Consider the following 15,618-nt stretch of genomic DNA (forward strand, 5'->3'; position numbering starts at 1 on the left):
ATAAAAACCACTCAATTAAAGAGTGGTTTTTATCTATTCAAAGTATACTTTAAAAATATATCATTCGTAACTAGAATGATGTGACTATTTTAAGGTTTAATACTCTTTTGCATTTGTGATATTAATTCCTTTATAGTTATAGTATCTACATCAATTCCTTCTAGGGATACGCCACCTTCAATACATGTCTTAACTGTCCTTAACATACTAGCATCACCAATTGATATAGCACCCACTATGCTATTACCTTTTATGAATATTTTAATATACTTACCATCTACTTCTTCACTTATACTATTATCATAACTTCCTTCATTTATGTTCCCCATAGAAAACAGGGAAGTATTAAAGGCGTTAAATACAGTAACAGGAACTGCACTTTTATATATTATATTATCTCCAGCCATATTACTTCCAGCTACTGTACCCTGTTCCGTAGCTTTCATCCATAATCCTTCTATATTACCTTTAAATTCAGCAACATCGCCTGCTGCATAAACATCTTTAATGGAAGTTTCCATATTGTCATTTACTACTATACCTTTATTAGTTTTAATTTTAGTATCCTTTACTATTTCAATATTTGGAATCATTCCTATAGAGTATATTACGCTGTCACAAGGAATAACCTGTTTTTCATTTATGCTAACAGCCTCTACTTTTTCATGTCCTAAAATTTCATCTACCCTAGTATCACAAATAAATCTTACTCCTGTGTTTTCTATTTTTTCTTTTAATATAGATGATGCTCTTTCATCTAATAACCTTGGCATAAGTCTCTTTCCTGCTTCAACAACAAATACTCCTTTTCCATTTGAATGCAATGTCCAAGCAGTTTCAAGACCTTGAACCCCTCCACCTATATGAACAACATTGTGTTTTTCTTTAAGATAATCTTTAATATTATTTGCGTCTACTACATTTCTAAGGGTAAACACCCCTTCTTTATCTGAACCTATAATAGGTAACGTCCTATTTCTTGACCCTGTAGCGATTAACAATTTATCATAAGAAATATTTTCTCCCTTTGAACTCATTAAAAGCTTATTTTCTACATCTATCTTTAAAATTCTTGTATCTTTTAAAAAGCTTATATTATTTTCTTCATACCACTGTTGCTTTTTCAAAAGAATTTTATCATCATTTAAATCTTTAAATAAGTCTTTAGATAACTTTATTCTTAAATATGGCATCATAGACTCTTCTCCATATATAGATATGGTTCCACTTTTATCTTTATCTCTAATGGCCTTAGCTGCACTAATTGCAGAAATACCACTTCCTATAATAACATAACTTTTATTCATATCCTGTACCTCTTTCATCTATAACTATCATAAGTTTATTATAACTATTTTAAACCTTTATTAAATTATACTTTATTTCCTTAGGAATATCTTTGATCCTGATCACTTTTTCCTAGATATAGTTCCATCTAAAGGTGATATTTCATACAAATATATGAAACCTTTATTCTTTGTAACCTCTACATAATAAGCACCATCCATAAGCTCTACCTGGAAAAATACATCCTCTTCATTTAAATCAGTTCGTTCTTTAAAAAAGTCATTAGCTGCAATCTCAGCTGCTGCATACCATGTAATATAACTCGGATTAACATTTCCAATGTAACTATGTTTTAGCTTACTAGCATCTATAATCCTGTCCTTATTATAAGGTACTAACTTAGCTTCTTCTTTATTAAATCTTTTATTAAACTCTTCATTTTGAACCAACTTTTTATCTTGTAGCCAATCCATGTAATAATATCCAATTCCCTCTTCATCTATAAGTATAGTAGCTGGCATATTTTCATCATTAGACTCATATAAAAAATATATCTTACCTTCATCAAACATTATATTAGTACACTTAATCTCTAACTTTGAATATTCAAGACCCATATTATTTTTAATATTATCTTCTAAATTTACATTCTTTGATGAAAACTTATCAAAAGTATCAATATCTATTTTTTTATAAACCTTACCATTTATTTTTATACTATCCCTATCTATCATATCAATACTTATAAAATTATTTTCTACATATTTACTATGTGTTTCTATCTTTACTATCACAGCATCTTTGTCTATATTACTTATATATCCTTCATAATTGGGCTCAGTTGCATAATTAAATTTCGCACTATTATGTTCTGCAATTAAATTTATTTTCTTCTTTTCAAAATTAAATATAATATTTTCATTATCTTCTTGTTGCCAACTTCCTATTATATCAGATTGTTCAAAAATATTTTTAAATAATTCTTCATTGTTAAAATAAATATTATTATAATCTTTTGCATTTTCTATTACCACTTCTGGCTTTTTGTTGTTTTTTATTAGAAATACTTTATTTTCCTCTGTTATATAGGCTAAAAGATCTTCATTTACTAAAAAGTTTTTTACATCTCCTTGAACCTTATCTTTTCCAATATATAAGTCATTATTATGGTTTAAGTAAACTATAGTATCTTTATATTTCTGAATACTTGACAAAGGATCTGAACCAATCCTCTCCTTACTTCCACTAGGATCTATGTTATAAATCATATCTTCATCAATATTTACAATAATTCCATCCCTTGTAGCCATAAGTATAGACCCTTCGGTTTTACATTCATAAATATTAACTGCTTCTTTTTCACTAAATTCTTTATAATAAAAAACCACCTTTTCTTTATCTTGAACTGTATAATATACTCCCCTTTTATTCTTTGAAATTTTATAGTCAGAAATTTTTTCTGCTAACTTTATTGCTTCTTTGTTTTTATTTTTATAATAAATTTCTATTCCCTTTTCAGAGTAAAAATCCATTGTTAAATAAAGTATGCCTCTATAAGCCTCCTCTATAAACATTGGAGGATTTTGTTCATCTACTGAAATATCCATAATTTCTTTTTTATCATTTTTCTTAATTTCGTAGGAGTATACCTTGTTTTCTTCTGCAAAAAAAATCTTATCTTCCTTTAATCCTTTATTTCTTAAAAGCAGTGGTTCAATAGAAACCTTCTCACTTTCTTTATTGTCACTTTTAATGTATACATCTTTTAAACCTTTCAAATAAATCACTTCATTATTAATAATTTTAAATGCATCTACATCACTATCTATCTTAAGGTCTTCCTTATCTTCTATATTTTTATACAAATTATTATCTTTGTCTTTATAATAAATAGCATTGGATTTATAATCACTAATTTTATAATCTAAAACATTAGAAGCTATCTCTGTTTTTTCACCATTTTCATCTATTGAAAATAAGTTATCTTTTTCATCTAATATTATATGTTCCTTAGAGTTTTCTTTAAATTTTATACCTCTTGTCCTTATTGATCCTTCTAATAACTTAAATGCCTCATTTTGTTCATTTAAACTATATAAGTCTCCAATATCAGTCTTCATAGTAAATAAGCCTTTACCATTAGACTTACCTAAATCTTTTTTATCTAAAACCTTGTAGCTGGTATACCCAAGTGCTGTAATTACACTAATTATAACTATAATTATTATTATATTCTTTTTATTATCCATATATCTTGGCAAACTATCTAAATAACTTTATAACTTAGAACTTGCCAACTTACACCTCACTTCTTTTAATATTAAATTTACTAAACTAGGCTTTAATAATTAATATCTCAAAAAAATATTTCAAAATGCTTAGTTTATTGGTATGAGTTCTTTAGCTTTAATAAAGTCATCATATTTATATGCCTTTATGTTTTCATCTATAACTATTGGCAAATAGGGATTATTATTATTTACATAAACATAGTAATTATGTCCATCTCTTTCCAAGACAGTGGCACAAGAAGCTTCTTCACCTAAGATTTTAACTGCGCAGTCCTTGATGTTTTTCATCTTAGTTTCATAGTCTACATATACATCTTTGTTTACTCTCTTGTATACAGTAGTGAAATCATCTATAGTGTTTTCATCTATCTTATTAAATGTTCTTTTGTTAAACTCCGTATTATCTAAAGATATCTTAATTTCATTAAATTTACTTGTATCAACCTTGATTGAATGCTTCCCCAAAAAATAAGGTGTAACTTCTGAGAAAGTATCCTCAGTAAATGACATCATTATATCCTTATTATCTTTATTAACCCAGTATCCTTCTAAGTCCTTTAGCGTGAATAAATTTGTATATACTTTAGTATCTAAAAAGTATATATCCTTATAAATTTTATAATCTTCTATAACCACTTTTGGCTTGTCTTTATAAGTTTTAACTAATATTTCTCCACTAGTTTTTAGATACACTATCTCTTTTCCATTAACATAAAACATATCTACATTAGAATCTACTTCTTCACTATTTACATATAATATATTTTCACTGCTTTTTGCAACTACTTTATTTTTATAAGCTATAGAATGATTTACATCCTTAAGTAATTCCTCCTCCTCATCCCCTTTAACACTTACCTTCTTTAAGTTTCTGTCCATATCAATTATATATGCCTCACTATCTGTAATGTTTTTTAAAAACATTACATTCTCTGAAAGCTCTACTGACTCTTTTGTTTTAAACTCTTTAAAGTAAAGCTTTCTTTTAGCATCTAAATAGTAAACCCCTCTTCCACTAGGAGCAATTTCCATTCCAATAACCTCTTCACTTATTTCTTCTGCCTTACCTTCATAAGGCTTATAATAAAGTTTTCCTCCTGACTCTTCTGATTCATTATTGATTATATATACTAAATCTTTATTTCTAATAAATTCAGCCTCCAAAAGTTTAGAGCCGCCTGTTAAAATTTCCTCTTTAGTTTCTTTATTTATATCCTCTATGTATAAGTTTTCTGAAGATATATATATTACCTTTTTTAAATCTTCACTAATTTTAAAATGAGATACCTTAGATGCAACTTTAAGGCTTTCTTTACCTTCTTTCTTTATATATAAATTAAGGTCTTTAGTCCTATAATATATAGCGTTTTTGCCTAAATACTTATATTCCATTACATTCTTTGCTATTCGTATATTTTCTGTACTTGCTTTTTCTCTTTCATACAATTCTCCATCTTCATTAATATAATAAATAGTTGTACTATCTTTAGTCATCTCATCTATATATGATACAAAAGTATCAATTTCATCTATAACTTCATCTTTATCAATAGCAATTAAGCTTTTATCCTTATTAATAGCAATATACTTATTAAGTCCTTTAGAGTACATAACATTTGAAATATCATTAGCTACCTTCTTCTTTTCACCTTTACTATCTAAGGCATAAAACTCTTCAGTATTTACTGGATTTAGATAAAACATAGAATCTTTTGTATCTTTTTTAGTTCCAATGTTAGTGCATCCTGCTAAGCTTATAGCTAAAACCCCTGTAATAATTAGTTTTTTTATAATACTTTTCATACTTCCCCCTTATTTCTCTTATTACTAAAATTATATACCATAATTCACATAATAAAATCATGAATTTTGAAGTTATCTAAATTCATGATTTTATATTAACTATTTAAGTAACCCCTCTTTTTCAAGATATTCCTTTGCAACATCTTTAGAGGATTTCCCTTCTACGTTGACTTCATAATTCATTTTACGCATTTCATCCTCTGTTATTTTACCTGAAAGTTTATTTAACGGCTCCTTTATTTGTGGATACTTTTCAAGAGTCTTTTTAAGCATAAGTGGTGCTCCCTGGTAAGGCGGAAAGAAATTTTTATCATCTTCTAATACCTTAAGATTATATTGCTTAAGTTCACTATCTGTAGCATATGCATCAAGTAAATTAATATCCCCTGATTTCATTGCACTGTACCTGTAAATTCAGGATATATGTCAATGTCGCCTGAATTTAGAGCATTAAAAAGGAAACTTGTTTTTCCAAGTCCAGGTTTTAAGGTTACAGTAAGATCAGTTTCCTCTTAAGTGTAGTAGTTTTACCACAGCCACTAGGCCCTATAAGTACAAAAAAACTCTCCATCTCTAATGTTTAAATTTAAAGATTTCACAGCTACATTATCATCAGGATAATATTTAGATACATTTTCAAATTTAATCATATGACTGCTCCTTACATTTTTATTTATATAACCTCATAATATTTTAGTGCTTTTTTAACTCTAAAAAAACTATGTATTCTTTTAAGATTATATATTTAAATATCAAACTCATCACTTAGCGTTTACAACATTATAATATCCATGTGCAAAGATGTAAAGTAATGTCTAAACATGTTGTCAATAAATATAAAAATACTTTATTTGTTAACATAATTTTAAAAATATATTCTTAATATTCTCAAAATATCCTCTTGACTCTACTTAATATAAATGATTAAATTAAGTTGTAATCATTATTATTTAGATAAATAAAGGGAGGGGTAGTATGGATATTTTGTCAGAAATTAAAAAAGAGCACGAAAACTTTAGAAAAATTGCAGATGAGATTAGTAAAACTACATCCAGAGCTGAAAAGACTAGGGAAAAAAAGTTTAAAAAACTAAAAGACGACGTAAAAGCTCATCATGAATCTGAAGAATATGTGTTATTTCCTGATTTAAAAAATCATACTGAATCTAAAGAAATTACTCTTGAAGGAATTGAAGAGCATAAAGTTATTCATTATCTACTAGATGAAATTGACAAGATTAAAACTACTGATGAAACCTTTAGTGCAAAGTTCTCAGTTTTTAAGGAAATACTAGAACATCATATGGATGAAGAAGAAAAAGATCTTTTCGAAAAGGCAAGGAAAGTTTTAAGTAAAGATAAACTCGAGGAAATGAAAGATAGTTTTGAATCTAAAAAAACAATTGAAAAACAACAAATGTTCAAATATCAACTAAATGTAATGCTCACTATAATAAGTGAGTGTTACATTTAATTTTATTTATTGTTCTTTATTTAATCATGTTTATAAATTGTTCTTTCAAAAACGTGATTTATTACCCAGCTACATAGTAGTCCTAAAATTATACCAACTAAAACATCTGTAGGGTAATGTACATATAAATATAATCTAGAAAAAGCTATCAAAGATGCTAAGGCAAAGAATCCCACTGCATACTTTTTAAAATGCTTTGATAAAACTCCAGCAACAGCAAAAGAAGACGCAGTATGCCCAGATGGAAATGAATAAGAAAGAGGCTTTGCAATTAAAATATTAATAACATTTATATCACTTGATGGTCTCATACGGTGAACTACATGTTTTAATATTCCTTCTCCTAAAATCGTACTTAGCCCTAATGCTGCTAAAGCCATAATCCCTATTTTCCTATACTTTTTATTAATAATTAATGCTAATGCTATTATTATCCATATCATTCCCCCATCACCCAAATGTGTTGCTATAACCATGGCTTTATCCATAATAGGTCCATGCATGTTATCTTTTATAAAAAATAATATGGAACTATCAAATGTCTTTATTAAAGATATCATTTATATTATTCCTCCTTATAATGTATAGTGTAAAAATATCTACACTTATTGATTTTACTTGACCTTCATAAAGACTACATATAATTAAGGAACTCCTACATAGTCATAACAACATCTCTTACCTTATTTCATCAATTTTGTTACTAATTGATTTGTTTCTTTTATATGCCCTGACTCTTGTTAGTAATTCTTCTATAGTAATACAAGCTACTCTTTTATCAAGTCCCTTAAAAACAACTTTTTATCATCGTAGGTTAGCCTTACCTCAATTTCTACACATTTATCCAGAATTTTTTTGCATAACTTTACTTCCTTTTCATTAATAGCGATGTTTTGAGTAAAAGAAGTAGAATTATAATTTTCTCTTAATCCTCCTAAATTAAGGCTCTTTATTTCTGGGATCTTGTCAATGATACGATAAGCATTATCAATGCTACCTACTATTGCCATGACATTCATTTTGCTATTTACATGAGTTTTTAATAATTCAATAGCTTCATCCACTTCTATAATAATCAAATTTACTCCTGTAGGTTTAGATAGACCAAGGGTCATTTTAGAAAATTCATCATAAGCTACTTTATCATCTGCTATAATAATTGTATGGATTTTTAAGTTTCTAACCCATGAAAAAGCAACCTGCCCATGCAGTAATTTATCATCAACACGTAATAATTTTATCATAACTTTAGTTCCTTTCTAAATATTTTTAATATCATTTAAAAATAATGAGTAATCCATATGTCCAATTATATCTTCTACCATCTCTGGATTGTTTGACCACTTTGAAATTATTTTACACAATGTGCTTAAATCCTTATCCCCGTCTCTTTTTGTCTTAAGCATAATTAAAACACGAATAACATCTTGGTCCCAAAGTACAGGCTTATTAAGTACTGCAATAAAAAAAAATCCATTTCTACAAATTCTATATAAATCTTGAAAATGTACAATGCCATTTCCTATTTCATTATACGCAAAATTATCATCTTTATCTGGAAGTTTATCAATAAATTTCAATTGGATAAACTTTTCATATAAGTTTTCTAGAACCTCCTCCTTTGTACTACCCTCTAAATTAAAACAACTATATTCTTCTTTAAAATATTTTTCAAAATTAAGATTGTTTACTTGAATTTCATTTACTGCTTTTCTAATTTTATCAATATAACAATCATTTTCGATGGTAATGGAAGTTACATTAGATGGAACTTTAAAAGTATAGGTGCTCACCAATAAATCAGTATCCTTGTAATCACCATTGGTAATTTGATCCTTATCAAGTACTCTAATCTCATATTTTTCTTGACTGAAATTTTCAGTGATCTCATTTAAATACATGGTTGATTCTGGTCTGCCCCTGCCACTTAAAAACCCTATTCTAATTTTCTTTTTACTATTAATTTTACATAAAGCAAGATTAAAATATAGAACTAAGTAACCAAATTCGTTAATATCTATCTTAATATCGTAGTATTTTTCAATGATCATACATGCGGTATAAGTAATCTTTGTAGCAAATAAATATCTTCTTAGATTATCATGTGCAAGTGGATTACGAATACTCATATTGTTTTTAAGTCTTATAATCATTTGCGCAATATGCAGATATAAATAATCATATAATTCCTTATCACTTTCCAAGTTAATATTAAAATTACTATTAACTTCTTCAATAATGGTAACAATACATTGCTTTAATCTTTCCTTCTCTTGGCTATTTATTTGATCTTCATTTGAAATGCGTTTACTCTTTAAATGTAAGCTATAATATATGGTTTCCCCAAGTGGCAGCATAAATTCAAAATAGTCCTCTAGTTTCTTGGTAAGTTCAGTTGCTGCTTTAAATTCAACACTATCTTTAACATTTTCCTTTAAGTCATTTTCCGCTTTAATATAATTATAAAATATACATCTTCTTAAAGAAATAAATATATGTATAGTAAAATTATTCAAAGAAAAATCTGATAATATAATATTATACTTATCACAAACTTCTTTAATAAATTTTAAAATGGTGTCATATTCTTTCTTGCTTTTCCCAAAGGTAAACATATTTTCAGAAGCTATACTATAATTTGCGCTGTTGTTATAATGGAAAAAGTATTCTGCAATGCATAATCTTTTATCAAATTCACTCCCCTCGATAATAATTCCATAGTTTGATCTTGATATAACCTTTAGTCTGAATTTCGATAATAAATTTTTAACTTCTTTTAAATCTTGCGTTAATGTGGATCTACTTATAAAAATCTCATCCATTAAATCTTCAAGCTTAATATGATAATCAACTACTAATAGTTTTTTAATAATATAATTAATTCGTTCATAATTAAATTTTGGAGTATCATCAAATCTTTTTATAACTTTATTATCTGTAACTTCTGACAACTCTGCAATATCAGCATCCTTATCTATAACTATCCAATACCCTTCTCTTGGTTTGGACATAATATGGATATGATAATTTCCTACTTTTTCGTTTATTTCTACAATATCACTTTTGATAGTACGTACAGATACACCAACAAAAAAAGCCAATTGCTTTGAAGTTATTGGTTTATCTTCTAATAGTAATTTATTGATTAAGATTATTTGTCTTTTATGCAGTGATTTCATATGTCGCCTTCCTTTATAGCACAAAAACAACACTATTTAAAATGTTGCCTTTGTGCTCTTATATGCTATAAGTAATTTATTAATAGATATATTATATACTATGTTTATTAAAGAAGTCCAATTAATGATCCTAGAATTCCAACTGCTATAGTTATTAATAATATTGTAGTAGACTTATATCCTTTTTTAAGCAATTTAAACATTCCTAGTGTATACAATAATGGTAATAACATTGGAAATATTTGATCAAGATATTTTTGAAGAGCAAAAGCTGTTTCTCCAATATTAAAATTCAAAGTTGTGGTTAATTTAACCATGGAAGCGCTCATTCCACCGATTACCATTAAACCTACAATAGTGGCCCCTTTAGATATCATTGAAAGTATTCCAGTATCTTTTGCATTAGACATTAATCCCATACCAAATTTATATCCAAATACTGCTCCATAATAACGCAGTAATAAATGAGGGACATTAAATATTAACAAGAACAGTATAGGCCCTAAAATGCTTCCTTGTTGTGCTAATGATAACCCTATACCTGTAGCTATAACACGTATAGTCCCCCAAAAGAATGAATCTCCAATTCCAGCTAAAGGTCCCATTAAAGCAACCTTTACATTATTTATAGTGTTTTTATCAAAGTTTGGATTTTCACTTGCTTCCTTTTCCAATACTGTAGCAACTCCTGTTATAGCTGAAACCACATGAGGAGTTGTATTAAATATCGACATATGCCTAACTAATGCTTCAGCTTGTTCTTCTTTTGTCTTGTAATAACGCTTAATTGCTGGCCACATACCAATTGCAAAACCTAACCCTTGCTGTCTTTCATAGTTATAAGATTCTTCTAAAGCGAAGGAAGACCAGAAAATTTCTTTTATTAGTTTCTTTTCATCCTTATCTAATTTAATGTCTTTACTCATCAAATAATACCTCCTCTTCATTATTACTTTTCACTACTTTATTTCCCATTTCATAAGTGATTACAAAGGCTAGTACAATTCCAAACATTGTAATTGCTAGAATTGGTAAGTTTGCATATGATATCAAAATAAATCCTAATATGAAATAAATAATGTTTTTTGAAGTCATCATGGGTTGTAATAGTAAAGCAAAGCCTACAGCTGGTAATAATCCTCCTGCCACAACCAATCCATTCATAACTGTTTTAGGAATACCTGCCACAAAAGTTTCCACTGCACTAGATCCAAATGTAATTGCTACAAAAGCTACTATGAAATACATTAAACATTGCAACAATAGCCCAGCAAAGTTTAATGTAACTAAACCTTTTATATTTGCCTCGGAAGCTAATTTCATAGCAAAATCCATAAACCAACTCCGTACAATAAACACAATTACCTTTAATGATTGAGCTAAAATTGCTATAGGCAATGCTAAAGCAAGTGCAACTTCTGGTCCCTTCCCACTAAGAATTGCAAAAGCTGTACCTAAGCCCGCTCCTACTAGTACGTCGGGTGGAACTGCTGCTCCTATTTGAATTGCCCCCATAAAAATAAGTTCTAGTGTGGCACCAATTAATATTCCACTTTGAAGATCTCCTAGAACAAATCCAACTATTGGTGATACAACAATTGGACGAATAACCATTGGTGTTCCACCTAATTTTTCGATTAACCAAAGTACGGCAAGTACTAATCCAACCATTAATGCTGCTTGCATAATTAATCCCCCTTTATTATTCTATTTACTAAAATTCACTTTTTTTCTTAAATTACTATATGATTTTACTGACTTTGCAGGAACTTCTTGCACTTCAATTAATATTCCTGATTCTACTATTTTATCTAAATACTCTATATCTTCTTTATTTACATATACAGCCGGAGAAAATGAAACTTTGTCAGGTCCCATTTGCATACCACCTAAATTTACAGTAGATCTTTCTTCTATTAACTGTAATAATTCATATACACTTTTAGGATTAGCACATATAACAAACACCTTCATGGAAACTAACTTTGGGTTTTTTAGTAATATAGCAGCCTCCTTAACACTTCTTATTGCAAGTTTTACTCCGTCTGGACAGCATAACTTTATTGCAACCTTTCTCATATCATCATTAGCTGTATCATCACTAGCAATAACTATAGCATCGTAGCTTAATGCTGCTTTCCAACTGTAAGCTACTTGTCCATGCAACAATCTGTCATCAATTCTAATTTTTGCTATCATAGTTACCCTTCCTTTCTATATATCAAAATCATCTGTCTTTGAATTTTCTTCAAAATAGTCATTTACAAATAATATTTGTTTTTTACCTTCTTCAACAATACATCTTAGTTGATTTAAAGACACTTCTTCATCAGTACTTAATAATAATATCTCAAGTACTATTGCAAGATTAAATCCTGAAATGATATACACACTTTTCCTTTTTAAATAGGGAAATACGTTTTGGTTTACGCTTCCACCATAAATATCAGTTAAAATTATTACCTCATCGTTATCATTAACATCTTTAAAAAAACTATCCATCTGATCTTTTACTGATTCTTCACTTACATAAGCATTTAAATAATGAACATTTTCTTTATTCCCTATAATTATGCTTGTTGCGCTTTTTACCCCATCAGCATATTTACCATGGGATGCTATTAATATTTTTCTCATATTAACCTCTTTCTATATTGTCTTAGTTATATAATTTGTTATAGTTGTGTTTATTCCTCGATTTAAATCACGTCCGTGATCATCTGCAAGTTTAAAAGCTATAATTTGGATTGGCGTAACAAATTCTAGAGTACTAAAATACTTGCTAACTGGATTTATATCTAAATCCCTTTCTTCTATACCGTTGTTACCAATCAGAGCACAAAATCCTATCTCATTTTTGATAAACTTTGCAATAGATTTAGCTTTCTCATCATCTTCACCTTTTCTACTTAAAATAAAGAATGTTGTGTCATCATCAAAGGAATTTTGTGGACCATGTATAAATTCCTCCAACTCAAAGCTGCGAGTAATCATAGGAACCATTTCCATAACCTTGATATCCGCCTCTTGAGCAACTGCCAATAAATCATTAGTTCCAGCAATCATCATTTTAGTTCTTTTCATTAATGAAAATTTGTTTTTATAGTACCAAGTTAGGGTCTTTTCTTTAATTTCTTCCAAACTGCAATATAATTTACCAAAATCTAAAATTAATTCCTCTACTTTCTCTTCTGATAGTTTGTTATAATACTTAGAAATTTTAATACACATCATATATAAAGTAGCAACTGTAGTTGAATATCCTAATGTACGATAATTATACTCTTCCTGTCCACACCCCATTTCAATAGCTACATCAGCGTGATTTGCAATAATGCAATCTAAATTAGCTGTAATAGAACAATTTAGACAACCTGCTTTTTTTACCTTTTCTAATGCTTCATATACTAATCGTGTAGATCCTCCTTGAGAAATCATCACATATAAAGCTTTCTTATTTAAATTATTAGTATAATTCACAAATATATTTGGATATATTAAAGTTGTTCTTAGCCCACATATATTTTCCGAAAAACTTTTAATTGTAAAGGCACTATTATAAGATGTTCCACTTGCTACCAATATTATTTCATTTATTTCATCTTTTCCTTCTAAATATTTCAATAAGCTAGAAAATCTTACATCACGTTTTTTTTCAATTTCCTCTAACTTCAATGGTATTTTTTCAATACAATCCATTAATGTTGTCATTTCATCACCCCTTATTTGGATTTAAGTTTAACTTTGTCTACGTTTTCATTATAAATTCTAAATTAAGAAATCTCAAAAGGTATAATTGCACCATTATTAGTGCAATTTTAAAACACTCTACAAAGAGTAAATTTTTTAGGCATTAGCAATAGTTATAATTAATAATTGAACTTTTAACCTTATTTAAGGTATTTACTTTTTATTTACATATAAAAAACACTTGAATCTTTATAATATTTTATAAAGACTCAAGTGTTTTTCATTTATATTTAAAAATAATGTGCCTTAAGATACTCAATGAATATATATCTACTTTTTTTTACTACCTAGATTTCAAGGCATTATTATCTTATAAAGTTCATCAAAGCTATCAATAACATAGTCATATTCTGTAACCTCTCCAAAACCATATCTTGCATAAATAAAAGGTATGGAGGCAAATCTTGATGCTTTTAAATCTCCTTTAGTATCTCCAACATATATAGTGCTTTTTAAATTGTTTCTATCTATTATTAAGTTTATATTTTCACCTTTAAGAAGTCCTGTTCTACCTGGATTTTCATAGTCAGTAAAATATTTACTTAACCCATGTGCCTTAAAAAACGCTTCAATATAACCACATTGGCAGTTACTGACTATGAATAGTTTATGTGTAATAGCTAACTTTTTTAGATTTTCTTCTACTCTAGGGTATAAGATGCCACCCCTATTTTCTAAATAACCACATTCTTCTTCACAACATTTTTTAATGATTTCAAGTCCCTTTTCCTTGTTTAAGTAAGGGAAAAATTTAAGTGAAATATCTTCTATTGTAAATCCCATAATACCTTTTATATCATCTATTGTTAGTTTCTCTTTTACTTCACTATATTTACTTAATGTTTTATTAAATGACCTCACAACTTCAGCCGTTGAATCCCATAAGGTACCATCTAAATCAAATATAATACTGTCTAGCTTCATTGTTTATCCTCCAAGTTCTATATTTATCTTCTGTTCCATAATTAGGTTAATTTTATGTTCTTTACTTGTTTATCTTCATCTCATCTATAGTTACATTAGGATTTTTATATCTTCCTTTGTTTTCTGTACCTTTTCCATATTGAATAGCTTGAACTGGACATAGATGAAGACATGCCAAACACTGAGTGCAATCCTCTCCCCAAGTAGGCTTTCCATTAACCTTTATGGTTTTAGAGTTACAAACACTCTCACAAATTCCACAGCTTATACAATTATCCTTAGCGTAAAACTTCTTTGTTTTGTTACCACCGTTACTAAAAAGTGGATTTATAACACTTGTTAAAAGTCCAGGCATAGCTCCTTTTACTACCTTAAATATACCCTTTTCTCTTTTATCTATGACACTATTTATATACTTCAATATTTCTTTAGCTTCTGAAAGTTTCTTATCTTCGACTTCCTTTGAATCAACATCCCCCATAATAATATAATTATTAGGCATTATTAAAGAAAAGCCACTGTGCAACTCAAAATTTCTTTTCTGTAATGCAGAACTCATAGCCTTCATTGTGTTTCCTATATTAGACCCACAAGTTACTACAGTAAAAGCATAATTATCTTTATAATTAGTAAGCTTTAGCTTTTCAATAAATTTAAGAACAATTTTTGGTGGCGCCCAGGCATAAACTGGATACACAAACCCTATAATTTCATTATCTTTTAATATATACTCAAATTCAGTCTTACCACTATTAATCAAAGAGGCTATAGAAATTAACTCCTCATTATTATGCTTTGAAATATCTTTAGCTACATCAAAGGAATTCCCTGTTCCTGAAAAATAAAATATCATATTATCCCACCTATCACCATATTTATAATTCCCATTATATCATCTTTAAGTGCCTTTA

Annotated in this window: 15 protein-coding genes and 1 pseudogene; 1 reads left to right on the forward strand and 15 read right to left on the reverse strand. The window is 28.2% G+C overall.

Going from position 1 to position 15,618, the window contains the following annotated elements; translation table 11 throughout:
- Positions 1–89 precede the first annotated feature (89 nt).
- The 5 genes and pseudogenes from BV55_RS0100070 to BV55_RS15935 all read right to left on the reverse strand — a co-directional run.
- Positions 90–1,307 carry an NAD(P)/FAD-dependent oxidoreductase gene (locus tag BV55_RS0100070; protein WP_029450657.1) on the reverse strand — a complete coding sequence of 406 codons (1,218 nt, stop codon included), beginning with the start codon at positions 1,305–1,307 and terminating at the stop codon, positions 90–92.
- A gap of 102 nt (positions 1,308–1,409) precedes the next feature.
- Entirely contained in the window at positions 1,410–3,536 is a 2,127-nt protein-coding gene (locus tag BV55_RS0100075; RefSeq protein ID WP_029450658.1) for a hypothetical protein, read from the reverse strand.
- Between the two features lie 129 nt (positions 3,537–3,665).
- Positions 3,666–5,381, reverse strand: coding sequence for a hypothetical protein (locus BV55_RS0100080; RefSeq protein ID WP_029450659.1), 1,716 nt, complete (start codon positions 5,379–5,381; stop codon positions 3,666–3,668).
- Between the two features lie 99 nt (positions 5,382–5,480).
- Entirely contained in the window at positions 5,481–5,777 is a 297-nt protein-coding gene (locus BV55_RS0100085; protein WP_029450660.1) for a glycine betaine ABC transporter substrate-binding protein, read from the reverse strand.
- A pseudogene (locus BV55_RS15935) lies at positions 5,774–5,839 on the reverse strand (hypothetical protein); the annotation flags it as partial. The gene BV55_RS0100085 and the pseudogene BV55_RS15935, both read right to left, overlap by 4 nt.
- Before the next feature lie 517 nt (positions 5,840–6,356).
- On the opposite strand from BV55_RS15935, the gene BV55_RS0100100 reads away from it, so the two are divergent.
- Positions 6,357–6,854 (forward strand): hemerythrin domain-containing protein, encoded by a 498-nt coding sequence (locus BV55_RS0100100; RefSeq protein WP_051652335.1) that lies wholly within the window; start codon positions 6,357–6,359, stop codon positions 6,852–6,854.
- Positions 6,855–6,874: 20 nt separating this feature from the next.
- On the opposite strand, the gene BV55_RS0100105 is transcribed toward BV55_RS0100100, so the two are convergent.
- The 10 genes from BV55_RS0100105 to BV55_RS0100150 all read right to left on the reverse strand — a co-directional run bounded on the left by BV55_RS0100105 (position 6,875) and on the right by BV55_RS0100150 (position 15,560).
- Positions 6,875–7,414: a phosphatase PAP2 family protein gene (locus tag BV55_RS0100105; RefSeq protein ID WP_029450662.1), complete on the reverse strand. Its 540-nt coding sequence runs from the start codon at positions 7,412–7,414 to the stop codon at positions 6,875–6,877.
- Between the two features lie 207 nt (positions 7,415–7,621).
- Positions 7,622–8,098 (reverse strand): PTS sugar transporter subunit IIB, encoded by a 477-nt coding sequence (locus tag BV55_RS0100110; protein ID WP_029450663.1) that lies wholly within the window; start codon positions 8,096–8,098, stop codon positions 7,622–7,624.
- Between the two features lie 15 nt (positions 8,099–8,113).
- Positions 8,114–10,033, reverse strand: a complete 1,920-nt coding sequence (locus BV55_RS0100115) for a BglG family transcription antiterminator (RefSeq protein WP_029450664.1) — start codon at positions 10,031–10,033, stop codon at positions 8,114–8,116.
- Between the two features lie 107 nt (positions 10,034–10,140).
- The gene (locus BV55_RS0100120) at positions 10,141–10,959 is read right to left on the reverse strand and encodes a PTS system mannose/fructose/sorbose family transporter subunit IID (protein WP_029450665.1); all 819 of its coding nucleotides are present in this window, start codon (positions 10,957–10,959) and stop codon (positions 10,141–10,143) included.
- Positions 10,952–11,719 carry a PTS mannose/fructose/sorbose/N-acetylgalactosamine transporter subunit IIC gene (locus tag BV55_RS0100125; protein WP_029450666.1) on the reverse strand — a complete coding sequence of 256 codons (768 nt, stop codon included), beginning with the start codon at positions 11,717–11,719 and terminating at the stop codon, positions 10,952–10,954. The genes BV55_RS0100120 and BV55_RS0100125 overlap by 8 nt, the downstream gene beginning before the upstream one ends.
- 21 nt (positions 11,720–11,740) lie before the next feature.
- Entirely contained in the window at positions 11,741–12,232 is a 492-nt protein-coding gene (locus BV55_RS0100130) for a PTS sugar transporter subunit IIB (protein WP_029450667.1), read from the reverse strand.
- 15 nt (positions 12,233–12,247) lie between these two features.
- Positions 12,248–12,670: a PTS sugar transporter subunit IIA gene (locus BV55_RS0100135; RefSeq protein WP_029450668.1), complete on the reverse strand. Its 423-nt coding sequence runs from the start codon at positions 12,668–12,670 to the stop codon at positions 12,248–12,250.
- Positions 12,671–12,682: 12 nt separating this feature from the next.
- Positions 12,683–13,744, reverse strand: a complete 1,062-nt coding sequence (locus tag BV55_RS0100140; protein WP_029450669.1) for an SIS domain-containing protein — start codon at positions 13,742–13,744, stop codon at positions 12,683–12,685.
- Positions 13,745–14,077: 333 nt separating this feature from the next.
- A complete protein-coding gene (locus tag BV55_RS0100145; protein ID WP_029450670.1) occupies positions 14,078–14,707 on the reverse strand; it encodes an HAD family hydrolase in 630 nt (209 codons plus the stop codon).
- Between the two features lie 61 nt (positions 14,708–14,768).
- Positions 14,769–15,560, reverse strand: a complete 792-nt coding sequence (locus BV55_RS0100150; RefSeq protein WP_029450671.1) for an EFR1 family ferrodoxin — start codon at positions 15,558–15,560, stop codon at positions 14,769–14,771.
- Positions 15,561–15,618: the final 58 nt, after the last annotated feature.

The sequence above is a fragment of the Clostridium algidicarnis genome (assembly GCF_000703125.1).
Taxonomy (GTDB): domain Bacteria; phylum Bacillota; class Clostridia; order Clostridiales; family Clostridiaceae; genus Clostridium_L; species Clostridium_L algidicarnis.